Origin of the sequence: Sulfitobacter sp. W027 (assembly GCF_025143985.1) — a bacterium.
GTDB lineage: Bacteria > Pseudomonadota > Alphaproteobacteria > Rhodobacterales > Rhodobacteraceae > Sulfitobacter.
On sequence record NZ_CP083564.1, the window covers coordinates 1,371,041 to 1,391,918 of the forward strand.

Here is a 20,878-nt window from a genome sequence, read left to right on the forward strand (position 1 = left end):
ATGGGATTTTTGCCGGAGTTCGGCGGGCTGATCTGGACGATATTGGCTTTTGTCGTGGCGCTTTCGGTGATCGTGGCTATCCACGAATACGGCCATTACATCGTGGGTCGTTGGACCGGGATTAAGGCGGATGTCTTTAGCCTCGGGTTCGGCCCGGTGCTGTTTTCCCGTATGGATAAGCGCGGCACACGCTGGCAGTTCGCGCTGCTGCCCTTCGGCGGCTATGTGAAGTTTGCGGGCGATTCCAATGCCGCATCCGGTAAGGACGAAACCGCGATGCAGGCGCTGGCTGAAGACCCCGAGGCGTTGCGCCACACAATGCATGGTGCACCGCTTTATGCCCGTGCGCTGACCGTGGCGGCGGGGCCTGTGTTCAACTTTGCCCTGTCGATCATCATCTTCTTTGCCGTTGCGATGACTGCAGGCACCGCGCGTGACCCGCTGACCGTGGGGGAGTTGCGTGATCTGCCGAATGCGGCGTTTGAATTGCAATCCGGTGACGTACTGCGCGCTGTCGAAGGCACCCCGGTGCCATCGCTCGCCGCCGGTGAGGGCTATGGCGATTTCCTGACGAACCTGCCGCAGGAAGCGGTGCTGAGCTATGACATCACCCGCGATGGTGCGGAACTGACCGTGCCCGGCCCCTATCTGATGCCGCCGCTGGTCAGCAATGTCGCCCCGCAATCGGCGGCGCAGGAGGCTGGTCTGCGCAGTGGTGACGTCATCACCGCGGTAAACGGGAAAGAGATCGTGGCCTTTGGCGAGTTGAAAGAGGTCGTCGAGGCCTCCGAAGGGGCGCCGCAGGAATTGACCGTCTGGCGCGATGGCGAGACCTTGGCCTTTACCCTTGTTCCCAAAGCGACGGATGAGCCGCAGCCCGATGGCAGCTTTGTTCAAAACCTGCGCATCGGCATCGTTGGCGGCATGGCCTTTGTACCTGCCACCGATACGCCCGGCGTAGGCGAGGCGCTTGGCGTGGGTCTGGAGAACACATGGCGCATCATTACAGGCTCGATCTCGGGTCTGCGCGAGATGATTGTCGGCAATATCAGCACCTGTAACCTCAGCGGCCCGGTGGGCATTGCCCAGACCTCGGGCGCAATGGCGAGCCAGGGGGCGCAATCCTTCATCTATTTCATCGCGGTGCTGAGCACGGCGGTCGGGCTGCTGAACCTTTTCCCGATCCCGGCTCTGGATGGCGGGCATCTGGTGTTTTACGCCTATGAGGCCGTGACCGGCAAACCGCCGAGCGACGGCGCGCTGCGGGTCTTGATGACCCTTGGCATTACGCTGGTGCTGACCTTGATGCTCTTCGCACTTGGGAATGATTTGTTCTGCCCGTGAATGCTGGGCGCTTTGCCACTGCCTTGCCCCAAGGGGGGCAGGGCGAATTGCCTTCAAATCGCCACAATTGAACAAAATCGTGCCGTAATCTTTGGGTAAAATCGCTTCTCAACGAGAAGGAACCGAAGATGCACGTGATTCAAGGATCATACCGCGGCTTAAGCCTGCTGCTGGACCTTAACTGGGACCGCGCGTTTTTCGCGGCGGCCATTGCCGCCGCCCTCTCTGCCGGAGCCTTTGTCGCTTCTCTCTGACCTAAATGCTTTGCCAGATCGGGCCGCACTGCCCGATCTTGGCGTATGATGTCATTCTGGCCCATCTTGCCGCATGATATGGTATATTTTTCCCTCCGTTGCTTTTGACAAACCCCATTAACCTGCGTAGTCAGGTTGACAACAATGTCGTAAAAAACGGGTCGGTGTAATGGGACTGAGGAACGAGGGCAGAATGCCCATCGAGTGGGCGCAGCGCAGCAATGTTGGCAAGACCCTTCGGGGCGCATCGCTTTGTGTCATGTTGTCCGTTGCATGGCTTGTGCCGGGCAGCCAAGCGCAGGCGCAGCAATACCAGTTCAACACGGTCGTCATCGAAGGCAACGAGCGGATCGGCGACAGCGCCATTCTGCGGCGGGCTGGCATCGGGCGCGGGCAGGCGGTGTCGGGCGGGCAGTTGAACGACGCCTACCAGAACCTGCAAAATTCGGGCCTGTTTGAATCCGTTTCCATTGAGCCGCAGGGCGGCACGTTGGTCATCACTGTGGTGGAACTGCCGACGCTGAACCGGGTCAGCTTTGAGGGCAACCGCCGCATCAAGGATGAGATGCTGGCCGCGTTGATCGGCTCGACCGAGCGCCGGGTGTTCAATCCTAGCCAAGCCGAGCAAGACGCCGCCGCCATCGCCGAGGCTTATAGCAACGAAGGCCGCCTGTCGGCCCGTGTGCAGCCCCGCATCATCCGCCGCGACCAAAACCGCGTCGATCTGGTGTTCGAAATTTTCGAAGGCGACAACGTGGAGATCGAGCGCCTGAGCTTTGTCGGCAACCGCGTCTATTCCGACCGCCGTCTGCGCCGCGTGCTGGGCACCAAACAGGCGGGTCTGTTCCGCCGATTGGTTAAGCGTGACACCTATGTTGAAGGCCGGGTTGAGGCCGACAAGCAGATGCTGCGCGATTTCTACCTGTCGCGTGGCTATGTCGACATGCGCACCGAAGCGGTCAACGCCGAGTTGACCGAAGAGCGGGATGGCGTTTTTGTCGCCTATAACATCACCGAAGGGCAGCAGTTCCGTTTTGGCAATGTTTCGGTGGAATCCGAAGTGCCGGGGCTGAACGCTGCCGTATACCGCGACCTGCTCAAGATCCGCCCCGGTGTGATCTACTCTCCCACTTTGATCGAGAATGACATCGCCCGGATTGAGCGCCAAGCGATCCGCGATGGTGTCGATTTCCTGCGCGTTGAGCCGGTGATTGACCGCAACGACCGCGATCTGTCATTGAACGTCACCTACAAGCTGTCCCGTGGGGAGCGTATCTTTGTTGAGCGGATCGACATTGAAGGCAACACCACCACGCTTGACCGCGTGATCCGCCGCGAGTTCGACAGCGTGGAGGGTGACCCGTTCAACCCGCGCGAAATCCGCCAAGCGGCAGAGCGTATCCGCGCGCTGCAGTATTTTGAGACGGCAGAGGTTAATGCCCGCCAAGGCTCCAGCCCAGAGCAGGTCGTGATTGACGTTGATGTGGAAGAAAAGCCCACAGGCTCGCTGAACTTCGGTGGCTCCTTTTCGAACAACGATGGTTTTGGTGTGGCGGTCAGCTTTCAGGAGGATAACTTCCTGGGCCGTGGCCAAAGGCTGAACCTGTCGATCTCTACCGCCGAAGATGCCACGCGCTATGGCGTGACCTTCGTCGAGCCGCGCTTCCTTGGGCGCGATGTGGCCCTTGGCCTCAAGCTTGATTACGCGGAAACCAATTCGTCCTATTCCAGCTATGACACCGAACGCTTGGTGTTCCAGCCCAGCCTGACCTTCCCGGTCAGCGAGAATGGCCGTCTGTCGACGCGCTATACGCTCGAAGGGATTGAGATGTTGGAGCGTGATGACGAGGATAGCAGCGCCACCATCGCGAATGAGATCGCGGAAGGCGCGTTGTTCTCCTCCTCCCTCGGCTACACCTACACCTATGACACCCGCCGCACCGGGCTGGACCCGACACAGGGCATTCTGTTCGAGTTCGGGCAAGACTTTGCCGGGCTCGGTGGTGACAACGAATACATCAAAACCACGGCCAAGCTGGGTGCCGAAAAGCGTATCTTTAACGAGGAAGTGACCCTTCGTGCCACGCTCGAAGGCGGGGCGCTGGCGTGGAACAGCGGCACCAACCGTGCGGTTGACCGCTTCATCCTCGGCCCGTCGATCATGCGCGGCTTTGAGCCGGGCGGTATCGGCCCGCGTGACCAGAGCAACGGCGTAGATGACGCGCTTGGCGGCAACCTCTTTGCCGTGGCCCGTTTTGAGGCGGAGTTCCCGCTCGGCCTGCCCGAGGAATATGGCATCACTGGCGGTGTCTTCTATGACGTAGGCAACCTGTGGGATCTGAGCGATGTTGACACCACGGGCGGCACCATCGTCGGTGAAGGCGGCTCCTTCCGCCATGTGATCGGCTTCTCGGTCTTCTGGGACACGCCGCTTGGCCCGCTTCAGTTCAACGTCTCCGACGCGCTGAAGAAAGAGAGCTTTGACAAGGAACAGAGCTTTGAGGTCACGCTACGGACCACGTTCTAAGCCCATGCGCCGCGCCTTCATCCCCTTTGTGATGATGCTGGCCGGGGTCACCCCCGGCCTCGCGCAGCAGACCCCTGCGGCAGAGCCACATTCAAGCGCGGCGGGCACCGCGCAGGGTGTGATCAGCCCAGTGCTAACAATCGATTCTGAACGCCTGTTTCGCGAAAGCGCTTTTGGCGAGCGTGTAACGCGCGAGATCGAGGCGCAAAGTGAGCAATTGGCCGCCGAGAACCGTGAGATTGAAGCAGCCCTTGAGGCGGAAGAGCGCGACCTCACCGAAAAACGCGCGCAGATGGAACCGGCAAAGTTTAGGGTGCTGGCCGACGCCTTTGACGAAAAGGTGCAGCGCACCCGTGCGGAGCAGGCCGCAAAAAACCGCACACTGAACGAGGTGCTCGACCTTGAGCGGGATCGGTTTTTGTCCGCAGCGGCCCCGGTATTGGAGCAGTTGATGCGTAATTCCGACGCGGCGGTCATTCTTGAGCGGCGGCGTGTCTTTGTTTCCTCCTCGGCGATTGAGGTCACGGATCAAGCGATTTCGCTGTTGGATGAGGCCATCGGAAGCGGTCTGTCCGAGGCGGACTAAGCGGGCCAGCGCCCGGGGATGCTTGCCCCCAGCCGTCTGAATTGGTAGCCATTCAGCAACCTTCTGAGACAAAGGACAGTCCATGACCGAAGAGCTGCTGCGCGCCGATATCCAATTGATCCAGCGCATCCTGCCGCACCGCTACCCGTTTTTGCTGGTCGACAAAGTGGAAGAGATCAACGGCACTGAAAGTGCTGTCGGCTATAAGAACGTCACTATGAACGAGCCACATTTTCAGGGCCACTTCCCCGGCACGCCGATCATGCCGGGCGTCACTATCGTTGAGGCGATGGCCCAGACGGCAGGCGTGATGGTGGGCACCGCTCTTGGCATGCAGGACCGCGACATGCTGATCTATTTCATGTCGATCGACAAATGTAAGTTCCGCCGCAAGGTCGGCCCCGGCGATGTGCTGCGGATGGACCTGAAAACCCTGCGCGGCAAGCCGGGTGCGAAAATCTGGAAATTTGGGGGTGTGGCCACCGTAGATGGTGAAATGGCCGCCGAGGCCGAGTTCATGGCGATGCTGGACCTGCCACAGGACGCGGCATGAGCAATATCCACCCCAGTGCCGTGATCGAAGAGGGGGCGCAGATCGACCCTTCGGCCAAGATCGGCCCCTTCTGCGTGGTCGGCCCTGAGGTCGTGCTGAAGGCGGATGTGGAGTTGAAATCCCACGTTGTCGTGACGGGCCAGACCGAGGTTGGCGCAGGCACGATGATTTTCTCCTTCGCCGTGATCGGTGAGATTCCGCAAGACCTGAAGTTCAAGGGCGAAGCGAGCCGTCTGGTGATTGGCGAACGCAACCGCATCCGCGAGCATGTCACGATGAACTGCGGCACCGAAGGCGGTGGCGGCGTGACGCGTGTGGGCGACGACGGGCTGTTCATGGCGGGCTGTCACATCGCTCATGATGCCATCGTGGGCAATCGGGTGATCGTGGTGAACTCTGCCGCCGTCGCGGGCCACTGTGTGCTTGAGGATGACGTCATCATCGGCGGGCTGTCGGGCATCCACCAATGGGTGCGCATCGGGCAGGGCGCGATCATCGGCGCGGTGACCATGGTGACCAATGACGTGATCCCCTACGGCCTTGTGCAAGCGCCACGCGGTGATCTGGACGGGTTGAACCTTGTCGGGCTGAAGCGCGCCGGTGTGGCACGTAGCGACATCACGGCGCTCAGGGCCGCGTTCCAGATGCTGGCGCAGGGCGAGGGGACATTCTCGGACCGGGCGCGGCGTTTGGGGGACGAGACCCAGAGCGATTATGTGCGCCAGATCGTTGATTTTGTCATGGCCGATACGGGCCGCCATTTCTTGACGCCGAAATGAGCCTTGCGCTGATCGCCGGACGCGGCGGCCTGCCCGCGCGGGTGGCGGCGGCGCAGGACGTGCCGCCTTTGGTCTGCGCCTATGAGGGTTGCGCGCCGGATGGGTTGAAGGCGGATCTGACCTTCCGGCTGGAAACGCTTGGCAGTCTTTTGGCGCATCTTTTGGGCGTGGGCATCCGCGAGGTTTGTCTGTGCGGCGCAATCGACCGACCAACGCTTGATCCGGCAAAGCTCGACATGCGCACAGCGCCCTTGGTGCCGCAGTTCAAACAGGCACTGGCAGCGGGTGATAATGGTGCGCTTGAGGTGATCAAGACGATTTTCGAGGATCACGGCCTGCAGGTAGTCGGTGCCGATGAATTGGTGCCCGACCTGCTGGCCGACAGCGGTGTGCTGTCGCGCGAACTGCCCGACGAACAAATGCGCCGGGATGCGGCGCGCGGCATGGCAGTGCTGGACGGTTTGGCAAGCTTGGACATCGGACAGGCCTGCGTGATCGGGCGTGAACAGGTTTATGGGGTCGAGACCATCGGGGGTACGGATCACCTGCTTGCAACCCTGCCGGAGGCTATGCAGGGCGCGCGCGCAGTGCTCTGCAAAGGCCCGAAGGCTGGCCAAATCCGCGAGATCGACCTGCCCACAATCGGACCCGACACGCTGCGCGCCGCCCATGCGGCGGGGCTGGCGGGCGTGGTCGTCAAAGCAGGCGGCGTGATACTGTTGGAGCGTGACGCCTGCGTGGCGCTTGCTGATGAGCTTGGTCTGGTGCTCTGGGTCCGAGAGGAGGGCGCGGCGTGAAGGTGTTCATTCTGGCAGGCGAGCCTTCCGGTGACCGGTTGGGCGGTGCGCTCATGACGGGGCTGAAAGAGCTTTGTCCCGAGGTGACATTCGACGGCATCGGCGGGTCGATGATGATGGCTCAGGGGTTGGAAAGCCGGTTCGATATGGACGAGTTGAGCGTCATGGGACTGGCCGAGATCCTGCCAAAATACCGCGCGCTGATGGCCCGGATCAATGAGACGGCACAGGCTGTAGTTGAGACCAAGCCAGATGTGCTCATCACCATCGACAGCCCCGATTTTTCCCTGCGCGTGGCGCGTAAGGTGAAAGAGAAATCTAACATCAGAACAGTACATTACGTGGCCCCGACCGTCTGGGCATGGCGCCCCGGCCGGGCCGAAAAGATGGCGCGTTCGGTGGATCATGTGCTAGCGCTTTTCCCCTTCGAGCCGCCCTATATGCAAGCGGCGGGCATGGCCTGTGATTTTGTCGGTCACCCGGTGGTGGCCGAGCCTGTGGCCGATGACGCCGCCGCTGCGGCCTTCCGCGCCGAGCATCGTCTTGCGGATGCACCGCTGTTGCTGGCGTTGCCCGGCTCGCGCCGGGGCGAGGTCACCCGGCTGGCACCAGTGTTCCAGCAGGTTGTCGCGCGGCTGGTCGAGGCGGAGCCGGCCTTGCGCGTCGTGGTGCCAGCGGCGGCCCCCGTGGCGGCCTTGGTCAAACAGGTGACGCGCAATTGGGCAGGCAACCCGCTGGTGCTGGACCCGCGTGATATGGCGTCCGAAGAGTTCACCGCCACCAAACGCGCCGCCTTCCGCGCGGCGGATGTAGCGCTGGCGGCCTCGGGCACCGTGTCACTGGAGCTGGCTGCGGTGAACACGCCGATGGTCATCGCCTATGACATGAACTGGATCAGCCGCCAGATCATCGGGCGGATGCTGCGGGTGGATACGGTGACACTGGTTAACCTCGTCTCCGAAACCCGCGTGGTGCCGGAATTCATCGGTGCCAATTGCCGCCCCGGACCCATTGCCGAAGGCGTTTTGCAGGTGTTGCGGGCACCCGGCGCGCAAAAGGACGCGATGGCGTTGACGATGCAACGCTTGGGGCAGGGTGGTGAGGCGCCGGGCCTGCGGGCCGCGCGCGCGGTTTTGGCGCGGCTGTAGGGAGGCTTAGCCTCGGTGGATCCAGCCGCCGCCAAAGATGCGCGTGCTTTCAGGATCATAGAACACACAAGCCTGACCCGGCGACACACCTTCTTCGGCAGTCAGCAGTTCAACCTCGGCCTCGGTCGCGCTGATTGGACGCAGGATCGCATCGCGCGGCGGACGGGTGGAGCGCACGCGCACGGCGATGTTCCATTCTGACTGCGAGGTCAGGGGCTCGTCACCCAGCCAGTTGATCTCACGCACCGGAATGTTGCGGGTGGCGAGCATGGATTTCGGGCCGACGACGACCTCTTTGCGCTCGGCATCCAACCTCACCACATAGAGCGGGTCGGCCAGACCACCGATGCCCAAGCCCCGGCGCTGGCCGATGGTGTAGTGGATCACGCCCTCATGTTTCGCCAGCACATTGCCTTCGGTATCGACGATATTGCCAGGATCGGCGGCCTCGGGGCGCAGCTTGCGGATCACCGCGGCGTAGTCGCCATTGGGAACAAAGCAGATGTCCTGACTGTCGGGTTTGTCAGCCACCACCAGCCCGTATTTCGCGGCAAGCGCACGGGTGTCATCCTTGCTCGGCAGGTGGCCCAGCGGGAAGCGCAGGTAGGAAAGCTGCTCTTCGGTGGTGGAAAAAAGGAAATAGCTCTGGTCGCGGTTGCCATCGGCGGCGGCGTGTAGCTCTGGCCCGTTCTCGCCCATCTTGCGTTGGATATAGTGACCTGTGGCCATGCAATCGGCCTCGAGATCCTTGGCGGTTTCCAGCAGGTCTTTGAACTTCACCCGCTCGTTGCAGCGGATGCAGGGCACGGGTGTCGCACCGCCGAGGTAGCTGTCGGCAAACTCGTCGATCACCGCGTCTTTGAAGACGTTTTCATAGTCCAGAACGTAATGCGGGAAGCCCATCTCTTCGGCTACGCGGCGGGCATCCTGAATGTCGACGCCCGCGCAGCATGCACCTTTCTTGGCCAGCGCCGCGCCGTGATCATAAAGCTGAAGCGTCACGCCCACGACGTCATAACCTTCGTCGGCGAGCATGGCCGCCACGACGGAACTGTCCACACCACCCGACATCGCCACGACGACCCGCGTGTCGGCAGGTGCCTTGGCAAAGCCAAGCGAATTGAGCGGCGGGGTCTGATCAAGGGCCATGGGTATCTCCGGAGTTTGTGCGCGAATATAGGAAAATCCTACCTAGTCACAAGGGCAGGCTTCACTCCGCGTTAAGGCACATGGGGGTTATTGGGCGCCAGAACAATGGCGGATGATGTGATGTACCTGAAAAAAGTCGATGGGCCACGGTCTGTTACCCTTGCTGACGGCAGTGTGATGTCTCGTGCTGACCTGCCTAGCGCCGACACCCGAAGATGGGTCGCGTCACGCAAGGCGGCGGTGGTCCGCGGGGTGGTTTACGGTCTGATCACCCAGTCCGAGGCGTTAGAGCGGTACGGGATCAGTGATGACGAATTTATGGAATGGCTGCAGGCAGTTACAGAGCATGGAGAAGGCGCGTTGAAAGCCACGGCGCTGCATAAGTATAGACAACTTTAAGTTGTTCATTTAGCATCTTTAGTATCGGTAACGGGTAGTTAACCTTTTTTGCTCAGGGTTGTGCCAGCGTCCTAGATGAGCCGGAGAACCCGAAATGCGTGTATTGTTAGTTGAAGATGACCCGACGACCTCCCGCAGCATTGAATTGATGCTGACCCATGCGAACCTCAACGTCTATGCCACCGATCTGGGCGAAGAAGGAATCGATCTGGCCAAGCTCTATGACTATGACCTGATCCTGCTCGACCTCGATCTGCCAGATATGAATGGCCACGACGTGCTGCGTCAATTGCGGCTGGCGCGGATCGATACGCCGATCCTGATCCTGTCCGGCGCTGATGATACGGAGAATAAGATCAGGGGCTTTGGCTTTGGCGCCGATGACTATCTGACCAAACCCTTTCACCGCGAAGAACTGGTGGCCCGCATCCATGCGATCATCCGCCGCTCCAAGGGACATTCGCAGTCGGTGATCGAAACCGGCCAGGTGGCGGTGAACCTAGACGCCAAGACGGTCAGCGTAAACGACAGCCCGGTGCAGCTGACCGGCAAGGAATACCAGATGCTGGAGCTGCTCAGTCTGCGTAAGGGCACCACGCTGACCAAGGAAATGTTCCTGAACCACCTCTATGGCGGCATGGATGAGCCTGAGTTGAAGATTATCGACGTCTTTATCTGCAAACTCCGCAAAAAGTTGAGCTTGGCCACAGGGGGGGAGAATTACATCGAAACGGTCTGGGGCCGGGGCTATGTGCTGCGCGACCCCGAACCGGCGCAGATGGATCTTGCCGCCAGCGCTTGATGGGCTGACTGCTGAGCTTGAAATCGCTAGACCTGCCCCGGATCGCCACCTATCTAGGCGACAGGTGACAATATCGGGGGCAGATCGTGACATCCCAGATCGAGGTGGCGGCGCTGAGCGTGGCGCAGGCAGAGACAGAGCTGGCCCGGCTGGCGGAATTGCTGAGCGCGGCGAATACCGCCTATCACACAGAAGATGCACCCGAAATTTCGGATGCGGAGTATGATGCGTTCAAGCGCCGCAATGCCGCGATCGAAGCGCGGTTCCCCAAGCTCAAACGCGCCGACAGCCCTTCAGAGCAGGTTGGCGCACCGGTCGCCGAAGCCTTCGGAAAGGTGCGACATGCGGTGGCGATGCTGTCGCTGGCCAATGCTTTTGACGCCGAAGAGGTAACGGAATTTGCCGGGCGAATTCGCAAATACCTCGGTCTTGGGGCTGATGCGCCACTGGCCTATACGGCGGAGCCTAAGATCGACGGCCTGTCGCTCTCTCTGCGCTATGAGAAGGGCGTGCTGGTACAGGCTGCCACCCGTGGGGATGGAGCGGTGGGGGAGAATGTCACCGCCAACGCCCGCACCATCCAAGACATTCCACATGAGCTGAAGAACGCGCCCGACCTGCTGGAAGTGCGCGGCGAAGTCTACATGAGCCATGCTGATTTTGCCGCGTTGAACGCGCGGCAAGCCGAAACGGGGGGCAAGACCTTTGCCAATCCCCGCAACGCTGCTGCCGGATCGCTGCGCCAGCTTGATCCCGAGATCACCCGCGCGCGCCCACTGCGGTTCTTTGCCTATGCTTGGGGCGCGCTTTCGGCCCCTTTGGCGGAAACCCAGAAGGGGGCCATCGACCGACTGGCGGAGTTGGGATTTTCGACCAACCCACTCACGGCACTTTGTGAGGGGCCGAACGAGATGGTCGCCCATTACGAGCAGATCGAAGCGCAGCGCGCCACGCTTGGCTATGATATCGATGGTGTGGTCTACAAGGTCGATGACCTCGCCCTGCAGGAACGCCTCGGCTTTCGCTCGACCACGCCCCGTTGGGCGATCGCGCATAAATTCGCGGCTGAACTGGCTTGGACCCGATTGGAAGGCATCGACATTCAGGTTGGCCGCACCGGGGCGCTGTCCCCTGTGGCGCGGTTGCAGCCGGTCACGGTGGGGGGGGTCGTCGTCTCCAACGCGACGTTGCACAATGAGGATTACATCAAGGGGCTCGACAGCAAGGGTGCTGAGATCCGCGGTGGTAAAGACGTGCGCGTTGGCGATTGGGTGCAAATCTACCGCGCGGGCGATGTGATTCCAAAAGTGGCCGATGTGGATCTGTCGAAACGCCCCGAGGATGCAGCGCCCTTCCTCTTTCCCACCACCTGCCCGGAATGCGGGTCGGACGCGATCCGCGAGCCGGGGGATGCGGTGCGGCGCTGCACAGGCGGGCTGATCTGCCCGGCGCAGGCCGTCGAAAAGCTGAAACATTTCGTCGCCCGCGGGGCGTTCGACATCGAAGGGCTCGGGGCCAAACAGGTTGAGCAATTCTACCACGACGGCTGGATCGCAGAGCCTGCGGATATTTTCACGTTGAAAGAGCGCTATGGCAGCGGCGTGCAGCAGTTGAAGAACCGCGAAGGCTGGGGGCCGAAATCCGCAGACAACCTATTCCAAGCCATTGAGGATAAGCGCACAATACCCATGGCGCGGCTGATCTTTGCCCTCGGCATCCGCCATGTGGGCGAAGCGGCGTCGAACCTCATCGCATTGCATTACGGCGACTGGGACAGTTTTGAGGCCGGCATGGCCGAAGCGCGTGGGCTGGATGGCCCCGCATGGGACGACCTGATCGGTGTCGATGGCGTTGGCAGTGTCATGGCAGGCTCGCTGGTTTCGGCCTTCGCGCAGGAGGCCGAGCGCGCCTCCATCGACCGGCTGGTCGCGCATTTGAGCGTGGTCCCGGCGGAACGACCCGATACCGAAGGCAGCCCGGTCGCAGGCAAAACGGTCGTCTTCACCGGCACCTTGGAAAAGATGAGCCGCGCCGAGGCCAAGGCACGGGCGGAGCGTTTGGGGGCCAAGGTCTCAGGCTCGGTCAGCGCCAAGACTGACATTCTGGTGGCCGGGCCGGGGGCGGGCTCCAAGGCCAAAAAAGCTGCCGATCTGGGGATTGAGACTTTGGACGAGGATGGCTGGCTTGCCTTGATCGAAGGCAAATGAGCGGCAGGCCGGAGCAGCTTTTCCCGCTTTTTGCCGGGCTGGAAACCCTCGAAGGGGTGGGGCCGAAAACCGCGCAATTGTTGAACCAATTGGGCATTCAAGCGCCGCGTGATCTGATCTTTACCCTGCCGCATTCCGGCATCGACCGCCGTCTGCGCTACAGTGTGAAGGACGCGCATCTGCCCGCGACGCTCACCGTGGCCGTCACCATAGGGGCGCATCGCCCGGCACGTACCAAAGGCGGCGCGTATCGCATCATGGTGGAGGATGCGCAGACCAGCTTTCAATTGGTCTATTTTCACGCGCGGGGGGATTATTGGCAGCGGCAACTGCCCGAAGGCAGCCGCCGCATTGTCTCGGGCCGGGTGGAGTTTTTTGACGGGATGGCGCAGATGGTCCATCCCGATTTTGCCGTGCCAGAGGAAGAGGCCAGCAGCATTCCGGATTTCGAGCCGGTGTATCCGCTCACATCGGGGTTGACGCAAAAGCTGATGTACAAAGCCACCCGCGGCGCGCTGGCTCGCCTGCCAGCGGTGGCCGAATGGGCCGATCCGGGGCAAGTGTCGCAGGCCGGTTGGCCCGATTTCGCCGCCGCCGCCGAGGCCGCGCACGACCCGCAAAACGCCCAAGACCTTACCGCGACGGCCCCCGCGCGGGAGCGGCTGGCCTATGACGAGCTTTTTGCCCATCAGGTAACCTTGGCGCTGGCGCGACAGGTTGAGCGGCGCAAGAAGGGCCGCGCGAGCCATGGCGACGGGCGCTTGCAGAATCGGGTGCTGAAATCCTTGCCCTATCGTCCCACAGGGGCGCAGCAACGCGCCGTCGAAGAGATCACTGCCGACATGGGCCGCGAGACCCGGATGAACCGGCTGTTGCAGGGCGATGTGGGGGCGGGCAAGACGCTGGTGGCCTTCATGGCGCTGCTGCGCGCGGTGGAGGCAGGGGGGCAAGCGGTGCTGATGGCGCCAACGGAAATCCTTGCGCGACAGCACCTTATGGGGCTGCAACCGCTCGCGGAACAGGCAGGCGTGGTGCTGGAAATCCTCACGGGCCGCGACAAGGGGACGGAGCGCCGGGCCAAGCTCGCGGCGCTGGAGAAGGGCGATATCCAAATCCTTGTCGGCACCCATGCGGTGTTTCAGGCGGATGTGAGTTTTGCCGATCTGCGCCTAGCGGTGGTCGACGAACAGCACCGTTTTGGCGTGCGGCAGCGGTTGGAACTGGGGCGCAAGGGGCGGCTCGCGGATGTGCTGGTGATGACCGCCACGCCGATCCCGCGCAGTCTGGCACTGGCGCAATACGGCGATATGGATGTCTCGGTTCTGGGCGAAAAGCCACCCGGACGGCAACCCATTCGCACAGCATTGGTCTCAACCTCACGGATGGAGGAGGTTATCGATCGCATGCGTCATGCGATCAGCGAAGGGCGGCAATGTTATTGGGTCTGCCCGCTGGTCGAGGAAAGCGAAGTCAGCAATCTGACGGCGGCGGAGGACCGGTTCAAACGGCTGCGCGCGGCCCTTGGCGAAGGTGTCGTCGGGCTGGTGCATGGCCAGATGCCCCCGGCGGAGAAGGACGCAGCAATGCGCGCCTTTCAGGCGGGTGAGACCAAGGTATTGGTCGCCACCACGGTCATCGAAGTGGGCGTGGACGTCCCCAATGCGACCATCATGGTCGTCGAACGGGCCGAGATCTTTGGCCTCGCGCAGCTGCACCAGTTGCGGGGCCGTGTCGGGCGGGGTGAAGGGGCCTCGACCTGTCTTTTGATGTATCAGGCTCCTCTGAGCGAGACGGGCCGTCAACGGCTTGAGGTGCTGCGCGAGTCCGAGGATGGTTTTGTCATTGCCGAGACGGACTTGAAGATGCGCGGCACCGGCGATCTTATCGGCACTGCACAGTCGGGCGTGCCGCGTTTTCGTGTGGCGGATCTGGAACGTCAGGTGGGTCTGATGGCCGTGGCGCAATCGGATGCACGCAAGCTTTTGGCCGATGATCCAACCCTCGACGGGCCGCGCGGCAGGGCGGTCAGGGTGTTGCTATGGCTCATGCGGCAGGATGAGGCGATCCGTTTGATATCAGTAGGTTAAAGTACATCCGTTCATTTTGTTCGCTAATGTTCTCAAAAAGTTCTTTACAGGTGGGGCTGAAAATGAGAACAAAGGGGCAACAAAGATGAGGAGGTACTGATGATGACTTACACCGCGCTGAAATCTATCGCTCTCAGGTCGCAGGCAACGCTGCTGCAAGATGCAGCAGGGGCCGCCGCTTTGATCGTGATGCTGGTCGTTGGTCTGCATCTGCCCACTTTTATCTGAGTTCTGCCTGAGGCTCTCATGCCGCTATGTCTGCTGCATCCGTCCCAATTTGATGCACCGATTTGCCTGTCCGCGTCGGACTATGGCACAGCGGGTCCCACATGAGTAACGCCTACTGACGCCGCCATCCCATTTCGGGTGTGCGGCGTTTTTTTTACTTTAGAGGGGAGATCGTGCGAAATCCAGCCGCCGCTAGTGCTCGCCAGCCTCAACTGGCGCGTCGGCCTGCTGCATCGCCTCTGTCAGTGCTTCGATGCTCAGCATGATCGACGCATGGCGGTTCTTATAGGCCGTGGCAGGGGTCAGCACTTCGAAACCGTCAAAAGGCGCATCGGGGGTGGGGCCTTCGCCCTTGAGCATGGCGCGCAGTTGATCGCGCGCGGTGGTAACCTGCGCAAGCGACGCTCCGGGGGCAGCAGCGCCCACCACGGCGGCGGCAGCCTGTCCCAAGGCGCAGGCCTTCACATCCTGCTTCATTTCGGTCAAATGCCCATCCTTCACGCGCACATCTACCGTCACGGTCGAACCACAGAGCGGCGAGCGGCGTTTGACGCTGGCCTGAGGGTCCTCCATGCGGCCCAGATGGGGGATCTCTGCTGCAAGCGCCAAGATGCGCGCGGAGTAGAGCTTGATGAGGTCCGTCTCATCCGACATGGCTGTTCCTTTTCGTGCTGAAACCCTACATAAGCGCCGCTGACGCAGATGCAAATATTTCCACGAGGTGCCCGATGACTTTCGATCCTGCAAGCCTTCAATTCAACGATGCGGGCCTGATCCCGGCGATTGCGCAGGACGCTCAGACCCATGAGGTGCTGATGCTGGCGTGGATGAGCGCGGAAAGCATCGCGCGCACATTGGAAACCGGCAAGGTTACCTATTGGAGCCGTTCGCGGCAGGCCTTCTGGGTCAAGGGGGAGACCAGCGGAAATGTACAGAAGCTGGTTGAGATGCGACTTGATTGTGATCGCGACTGCCTGTTGATGTTGGTGGAGCAAAGCGGACCGGCCTGTCACACTGGACGGCGCAACTGCTTTTACACCGCCATCCAGGACGGTGAAGAAGTCGAACTGATGAAGCCTATGGATTAAGATCGGCGTCTAAAGGCCTACCATAGTGCGGATATCTTCGGGCGTTGCGCCGTTCTCCCGGTAGAGCGCGATGGCGCGGGCGTCGTCGCGCTTGGCAAGCCTTTTGCCGTCGTCGTCCCGGATTAGGCGGTGGTGATGATAGATCGGTTTCGGTAGGTCAAGCAGCCCCTGTAGCACCACATGAATGTAGGTCGCCTCAAACAGGTCAGCCCCGCGCGGGACCAGCGTGACGCCCTGCGCGGCATCGTCGAGCACGACGGAGAGGTGGTAGGATGTGCCCATGTCCCGCCGGGCGAGGACCACATCGCCGACCGTCGCGATAAGCTGATCGAGAGAGGTGGTGATCTGACCAGTCTCATGATTGGGGCCGCAGCCACTTTCGACGAAGCTTAACGGCGCAATGTCCAGTTTTTTCAACGCCTTGGCCATGTTAAGCCGCAGAGCACCAGCTGAGCGAGGATGGCCAGCCTCGCGACAGGTGCCGGGGTAGATGATGCCGTCAGGGCCATAGACGGGTTCCGCGCCCTCTTGTGGGGCACTGGTGGCGGCGGCGATGTCGCGGCGGTTACAGGCGCAGGCATAAAGCAAACCGCGCGCCCAGAGGTCATCAAGGGCAGTGCGATAGCTCTCCATCCGGTCTGATTGCCGCATCACCGGCTCTGGCCAGTCGATCCCAAGCCAAGCGAGGTCTTCGTAAATCTGCGCCTCCCAATGAGGCCGTGCGCGGGACAGATCGATATCTTCTATACGCAGCAGGAATGTGCCCCCCGCAGCCTGCGCCAAATCATAGGCCAAAAGCGCGGAATAGGCGTGACCAAGATGCAGTGGACCGGTGGGGGATGGGGCGAACCTAGTGGTGAGAGTCAATTCTTTTCAATCAGGTATACAGTAGACTTCAAGTTAATCCCGGGCAAATGTGCGCCTTCTTCCGCATGGAGGAGGATCGCCGCGCCGCAGTCCGTCCACTCGTGGATCATGCCCAATGCGCCGCGATCAGCCAAAGCTTTTTCGTTAAGCGAAAATAGGAGCTTACCGCCCTTTCCTAATCCGTGCATCAGGGTGTCGAACAGGGTGATCGGGGCCGCGCCGGGGCCGATGACGCCAATGGCAGTGATGGCCGTATATGTGCCGGGTGCGAAGGGAAGAGGTGCATCAACTTCGAGTTCTAAGAGGTTGCGATAAATACCTTTTATGCGCGCCTCGTTCAGCATGGCAGCAGAGATATCGCCCCCGTCGATGGTGGTAAACCCTACCTTTTTCAGTGCTTCACCAGACAGCCCCGTGCCACATCCGATGTCGAAAATCGGCGCATCCTTATTGTCGAGAAATTCAGCAAGCGTGACAGCGGCGCGTTCGGGTGTGGCGTAGCCCTGCGCTTTGATGTCCTCATCGTAGCTGCTTGCCCATTCGTCATAGAGGCTGCGGATCACATTGGTGTCCCGCGATGCATAGGCCTTGTCGAGATAATGCTGTGTCATTTCCCTAGAGTATGGGGGATGACCGGGAGGATCCAGTGGTAACCCGGTCAACGTTAACCTTGATTAAGCCAAGCCTGCCAATTGCTTTTCGCGCGGTCTGTGTAGGCTTTGTAGCGGTCCTTGCGACCTCGGCGGCCAGCTTTTAGCCCCTCAACCGGCGGAAATAGGCCGAAGTTCACGTTCATTGGCTGGAAGGTTTTTGCATCCGCGCCGCCGGTGATGTGGGTTATCAAGGCGCCCATGGCGGTGCTGTCGGGCGGCGTGGGCAAACTGCCCCCGTTTATCTCTGCCGCCGCCATACGGCCTGCCAGCATACCCATTGCGGCGCTTTCCACGTAGCCTTCGACGCCGGTGATCTGCCCGGCAAAGCGGATGTTCGGGCGGCTGCGCAGGCGCATTTGATCGTCGAGCAGCGTCGGCGAGTTGATGAAAGAGTTGCGGTGGATGCCGCCGAGGCGGGCGAAGCGCGCATTTTCCAGACCCGGAATTTGTTTGAAAACATCTGTTTGCGCGCCGTACTTCATTTTGGTCTGAAAGCCGACGATGTTGTAAAGCGTGCCAAGCTTGTTGTCGCGGCGCAGTTGCACCACGGCATGGGCTTTGACGTCCGGCTGGTGTGGATTGGTCAGGCCAACCGGTTTCATCGGGCCGTGGCGCAGGGTCTCGCGACCGCGCTCGGCCATGACTTCGATGGGCAGGCAGCCGTCAAAATAGCCCGCGGTTTCGCCTTCGCGGAACTCGGTCTTGTCGGCCTCAAGCAGCGCGTCGATGAAATCGTCGTATTGCTGCTTGTCCATCGGGCAGTTGAGGTAGGCGGTGCGCTCTTCCTCGGTTTCGCCCTTGTCATAGCGCGACTGCATCCAAGCCTTGGACATGTCGATGCTCTCGAAATAGACGATCGGCGCGATGGCGTCGAAAAAGGCCAGCGCCTCGGCGCCGGTCTCGGCGGCGATGGCTTCGGCCAGCGCGCCAGAGGTCAGCGGGCCGGTGGCGATGATCCATTTGCCGTCTTTCGGCAGCTCGGTGATCTCGCCATATTCGACGGTGATATTGGGATGCGCCATCAGCGTGTCGGTGACGGTCTGCGCGAAGGGGTCACGGTCCACCGCCAAGGCGCCGCCCGCGGGCAGGCGGTTTTTGTCGGCGCAGGCCATGATCAGGCCGTTGGCGGCACGCATTTCCCAATGCAGCAGGCCCACGGCGTTTTGCTCGTCATCATCCGAGCGGAAGGAGTTGGAGCAGACCATCTCGCCCAGAAGCCCGGTCTGGTGGGCGAAGGTTTCGACCTTGGGGCGCATTTCGTGGATGACCACCGAGATGCCCGCGTTCGCCGCTTGCCAAGCCGCTTCTGATCCGGCCATGCCGCCGCCGATGATGTGCAATGTATCTGTCATGGAGGCGATGTAGGACAGGGCAGCCGCGCGCGCAATGGGCAAGAGGTGACGGAGGGTGCTGTGGGGGAATGGTTTTGGGGTCGCCGCTGCGGGAATGGTCGGTCAGTGAGAGGCTGACCCGGAGGGACCTTCCGCCGTCGGCGACCCAAAATCATCAGGGTATCTGTACCCTGATATAACAGTGCCCCGATTTTGCCAGATTTGCCAGCCCCCGCGCAGCAACACAGTTGCGCGGATTTGGAAACAATCACTGCTGCCAATCGGGGGCGCGTTTTTCCAAGAAGGCGTCGATCCCCTCGCGGGTGTCAGCCTCAAGCATGTTGCGCACCATAACGTCGCCTGTGAAGGCATAGGCTTGGTCGGTGGGCAGTTGCATCTGTTGGTAAAAGGCCCCTTTGCCATGGGCGACGGTGGTGCCGAGTTTGGCTGCGATCTTTTCGGCTAAGGTCATGGCCTCGCTGGTAAGTTGATCGGCTGGCACGGCGCGGTTGATCAGGCCCAGTTCGGCGGCACGGCGGGCGGAGATGAAGTCGCCGGTGGTGAGCATTTCAAACGCCTGTTTGCGCGGGAGGCTTCGGGTCAGGGCGACCATGGGGGTCGAGCAGAAGAGGCCGATGTTCACGCCATTGACGCCAAAACGGGTGTCCTCGCTGGCGATGGCGAGGTCGCAGGTGGCTACCAATTGGCAGCCCGCGGCGGTGGCGATGCCATGGACTTGTGCGACGACGGGTTGCGGCAGGCTTTGGATGCGGGCCATCAGGGCGGCGCAGCGCTCAAAGAGGTCTTTGAAGGCCGCCGCTCCGCCGTCCTCGGCCTGGCGCATGGCGGTCATCTGGCGCAGATCGTGGCCGGCGCAGAAGGCTTTTCCTGCGCCCGACAGGATAATCACCCGTGTTTGGCGGTCTTCGGCCAGTTCGTCGAGTTTGCGGTGCAGGACGGCCAACATTTCGTCTGACAGGGCGTTCAGCCGTTCGGGCGCGTTCATGCGCAGATGGGTGATCGGCCCCTGTGCCGTAACGTCAAGAATTGTCACCTTGCCCTCCCAAGCTGGTCACGCCAACGTTACGCCGAGGAAAGCAGGGAGAACAAGTATGGCCGTGGTGATGGATGCAGAGGCGCTGGAGGCGTTCATGCGGGAGGTTTTCGATCAGGTGGCGGATGATTTCGCCGTGGATCATGTGGCCGAGAATGAGATCACCATGCGTCTGCTGACCAGCCGCCGCCATCTGCGGCCCGGAGGGACGGTCTCGGGCCCGTCGATGTTCGCGCTGGCGGATGTGGCGGCCTATCTGGTGACGCTGGCAATGATCGGGCCCAAGGCGCTGGCGGTGACGACGAATTGCTCGATTGATTTCATGCGCAAGCCGCTGGCGGATGTGCCTTTGATTGCCCATGCCAAGCTGCTCAAACTGGGGCGGCAATTGTCGGTGACGGATGTGCTGATCTATTCGGAAGGGTCGGATAAGCCGGTGGCTCGGGCGAGTCTGACCTATGCGATTCCGCCGGTGAAGGCGTAGGGCTGAGGGCCATCGGCTGCCCGTGGGGTGGCGATCACACCGGTGATCCGTCCCACTTTATGGTGCAGCGCTTATGCGACTTCTAAGACTTCCGCCCAGCCTCACCTAATCGCCAGCCCGCCGGGACGGGCAGGCGATGGCCCGGCGCCTGCGGCTTGATTCCGGACCTGGTGGCTATCTACAAAAAAGGGGCCGGGAAAAACCCGGCCCAAGGAAGAGGTCTGGCGAACGCCACAGGGAAGTTACGCCTGCCAGAACACGCGGGAAGCCTCGGCTGAGGCCTGTTCCGGTGTAAGTCCCGCATCATCAAGCTCCCACGGCTCTAGCGCGGCAAGCGCGATCCGGGTGCGTCGGCGGGCCGCCCATGTGGTCACGACCGCCGCAAAGCGCAACCCGATCACTGCAGGGACCGGCAGGGCGCGGTATGTCATCAATGTCATCGCATCAGCGCTGATAGGGCGAGCCTGTGTCATGGGAGAACTCCTTGAATTTGTATTGGCAAAATTGTATTGACACAAAGTGTAGAAAGCCTACAAGTACA

The 20,878-nt window shown here is 61.3% G+C and carries 22 protein-coding genes; 15 read left to right on the forward strand and 7 right to left on the reverse strand.

The window, feature by feature from the left end:
• The 8 genes from rseP (at nt 1) to lpxB (ending at nt 7,988) form a co-directional block, all read left to right on the forward strand.
• Nucleotides 1-1,344 carry an RIP metalloprotease RseP gene (gene rseP, locus K3759_RS06745; RefSeq protein WP_409202512.1) on the forward strand — a complete coding sequence of 448 codons (1,344 nt, stop codon included), beginning with the start codon at nt 1-3 and terminating at the stop codon, nt 1,342-1,344.
• Between the two features lie 128 nt (nt 1,345-1,472).
• Complete coding sequence (locus tag K3759_RS06750; protein WP_259985197.1) at nt 1,473-1,598, forward strand: hypothetical protein; 126 nt, start codon at nt 1,473-1,475, stop codon at nt 1,596-1,598.
• 193 nt (nt 1,599-1,791) lie between these two features.
• Nucleotides 1,792-4,125 (forward strand): outer membrane protein assembly factor BamA, encoded by a 2,334-nt coding sequence (bamA, locus tag K3759_RS06755; RefSeq protein WP_259985199.1) that lies wholly within the window; start codon nt 1,792-1,794, stop codon nt 4,123-4,125.
• A 4-nt stretch (nt 4,126-4,129) separates the two neighbouring features.
• The gene (locus K3759_RS06760) at nt 4,130-4,711 is read left to right on the forward strand and encodes an OmpH family outer membrane protein (protein WP_259985201.1); all 582 of its coding nucleotides are present in this window, start codon (nt 4,130-4,132) and stop codon (nt 4,709-4,711) included.
• 82 nt (nt 4,712-4,793) lie between these two features.
• A complete protein-coding gene (fabZ, locus tag K3759_RS06765) occupies nt 4,794-5,264 on the forward strand; it encodes a 3-hydroxyacyl-ACP dehydratase FabZ (protein WP_243262961.1) in 471 nt (156 codons plus the stop codon).
• On the forward strand, nt 5,261-6,043 hold the full coding sequence (gene lpxA, locus K3759_RS06770) for an acyl-ACP--UDP-N-acetylglucosamine O-acyltransferase (RefSeq protein ID WP_259985202.1): 783 nt from the start codon (nt 5,261-5,263) through the stop codon (nt 6,041-6,043). The genes fabZ and lpxA overlap by 4 nt, the downstream gene beginning before the upstream one ends.
• A complete protein-coding gene (locus tag K3759_RS06775; RefSeq protein WP_259985203.1) occupies nt 6,040-6,840 on the forward strand; it encodes an LpxI family protein in 801 nt (266 codons plus the stop codon). The genes lpxA and K3759_RS06775 overlap by 4 nt, the downstream gene beginning before the upstream one ends.
• Complete coding sequence (gene lpxB, locus K3759_RS06780; RefSeq protein ID WP_259985204.1) at nt 6,837-7,988, forward strand: lipid-A-disaccharide synthase; 1,152 nt, start codon at nt 6,837-6,839, stop codon at nt 7,986-7,988. Before K3759_RS06775 ends, lpxB begins: the two co-directional genes overlap by 4 nt.
• 6 nt (nt 7,989-7,994) lie before the next feature.
• Here the strand turns inward: lpxB and mnmA are convergent, their stop codons facing one another.
• Complete coding sequence (gene mnmA, locus K3759_RS06785; RefSeq protein WP_259985205.1) at nt 7,995-9,137, reverse strand: tRNA 2-thiouridine(34) synthase MnmA; 1,143 nt, start codon at nt 9,135-9,137, stop codon at nt 7,995-7,997.
• A 120-nt stretch (nt 9,138-9,257) separates the two neighbouring features.
• Between mnmA and K3759_RS06790 the strand changes: the two genes are divergently transcribed.
• The 5 genes from K3759_RS06790 to K3759_RS06810 all read left to right on the forward strand — a co-directional run bounded on the left by K3759_RS06790 (nt 9,258) and on the right by K3759_RS06810 (nt 14,860).
• On the forward strand, nt 9,258-9,536 hold the full coding sequence (locus K3759_RS06790) for a DUF1153 domain-containing protein (protein ID WP_409202513.1): 279 nt from the start codon (nt 9,258-9,260) through the stop codon (nt 9,534-9,536).
• A 94-nt stretch (nt 9,537-9,630) separates the two neighbouring features.
• Entirely contained in the window at nt 9,631-10,338 is a 708-nt protein-coding gene (ctrA, locus tag K3759_RS06795) for a response regulator transcription factor CtrA (protein WP_259985207.1), read from the forward strand.
• A gap of 86 nt (nt 10,339-10,424) precedes the next feature.
• Complete coding sequence (gene ligA / locus K3759_RS06800) at nt 10,425-12,545, forward strand: NAD-dependent DNA ligase LigA (RefSeq protein ID WP_259985208.1); 2,121 nt, start codon at nt 10,425-10,427, stop codon at nt 12,543-12,545.
• Complete coding sequence (recG, locus tag K3759_RS06805) at nt 12,542-14,632, forward strand: ATP-dependent DNA helicase RecG (protein WP_259985209.1); 2,091 nt, start codon at nt 12,542-12,544, stop codon at nt 14,630-14,632. The genes ligA and recG overlap by 4 nt, the downstream gene beginning before the upstream one ends.
• 99 nt (nt 14,633-14,731) lie before the next feature.
• Nucleotides 14,732-14,860 carry a hypothetical protein gene (locus K3759_RS06810; protein ID WP_259985210.1) on the forward strand — a complete coding sequence of 43 codons (129 nt, stop codon included), beginning with the start codon at nt 14,732-14,734 and terminating at the stop codon, nt 14,858-14,860.
• A 192-nt stretch (nt 14,861-15,052) separates the two neighbouring features.
• On the opposite strand, the gene K3759_RS06815 is transcribed toward K3759_RS06810, so the two are convergent.
• Nucleotides 15,053-15,514 (reverse strand): iron-sulfur cluster assembly scaffold protein, encoded by a 462-nt coding sequence (locus tag K3759_RS06815; RefSeq protein ID WP_259985211.1) that lies wholly within the window; start codon nt 15,512-15,514, stop codon nt 15,053-15,055.
• Nucleotides 15,515-15,588: 74 nt separating this feature from the next.
• On the opposite strand from K3759_RS06815, the gene hisI reads away from it, so the two are divergent.
• Complete coding sequence (gene hisI, locus K3759_RS06820) at nt 15,589-15,948, forward strand: phosphoribosyl-AMP cyclohydrolase (protein WP_259985212.1); 360 nt, start codon at nt 15,589-15,591, stop codon at nt 15,946-15,948.
• A gap of 9 nt (nt 15,949-15,957) precedes the next feature.
• Here the strand turns inward: hisI and gluQRS are convergent, their stop codons facing one another.
• The 4 genes from gluQRS to K3759_RS06840 form a co-directional block, all read right to left on the reverse strand.
• Complete coding sequence (gene gluQRS / locus K3759_RS06825; protein WP_259985213.1) at nt 15,958-16,815, reverse strand: tRNA glutamyl-Q(34) synthetase GluQRS; 858 nt, start codon at nt 16,813-16,815, stop codon at nt 15,958-15,960.
• A complete protein-coding gene (locus tag K3759_RS06830; protein WP_259985214.1) occupies nt 16,812-17,426 on the reverse strand; it encodes a class I SAM-dependent methyltransferase in 615 nt (204 codons plus the stop codon). Before K3759_RS06830 ends, gluQRS begins: the two co-directional genes overlap by 4 nt.
• A 53-nt stretch (nt 17,427-17,479) precedes the next feature.
• Nucleotides 17,480-18,820: a methylenetetrahydrofolate--tRNA-(uracil(54)-C(5))-methyltransferase (FADH(2)-oxidizing) TrmFO gene (trmFO, locus tag K3759_RS06835; RefSeq protein ID WP_259985215.1), complete on the reverse strand. Its 1,341-nt coding sequence runs from the start codon at nt 18,818-18,820 to the stop codon at nt 17,480-17,482.
• A 247-nt stretch (nt 18,821-19,067) separates the two neighbouring features.
• A complete protein-coding gene (locus K3759_RS06840; protein WP_259985580.1) occupies nt 19,068-19,805 on the reverse strand; it encodes an enoyl-CoA hydratase in 738 nt (245 codons plus the stop codon).
• A gap of 106 nt (nt 19,806-19,911) precedes the next feature.
• Here K3759_RS06840 and K3759_RS06845 point away from each other — a divergent pair, with 106 nt between their 5' ends.
• Entirely contained in the window at nt 19,912-20,337 is a 426-nt protein-coding gene (locus K3759_RS06845; protein WP_259985216.1) for a PaaI family thioesterase, read from the forward strand.
• A 242-nt stretch (nt 20,338-20,579) separates the two neighbouring features.
• Here the strand turns inward: K3759_RS06845 and K3759_RS06850 are convergent, their stop codons facing one another.
• Nucleotides 20,580-20,810, reverse strand: a complete 231-nt coding sequence (locus tag K3759_RS06850) for a DUF1127 domain-containing protein (protein WP_259985217.1) — start codon at nt 20,808-20,810, stop codon at nt 20,580-20,582.
• Nucleotides 20,811-20,878: the final 68 nt, after the last annotated feature.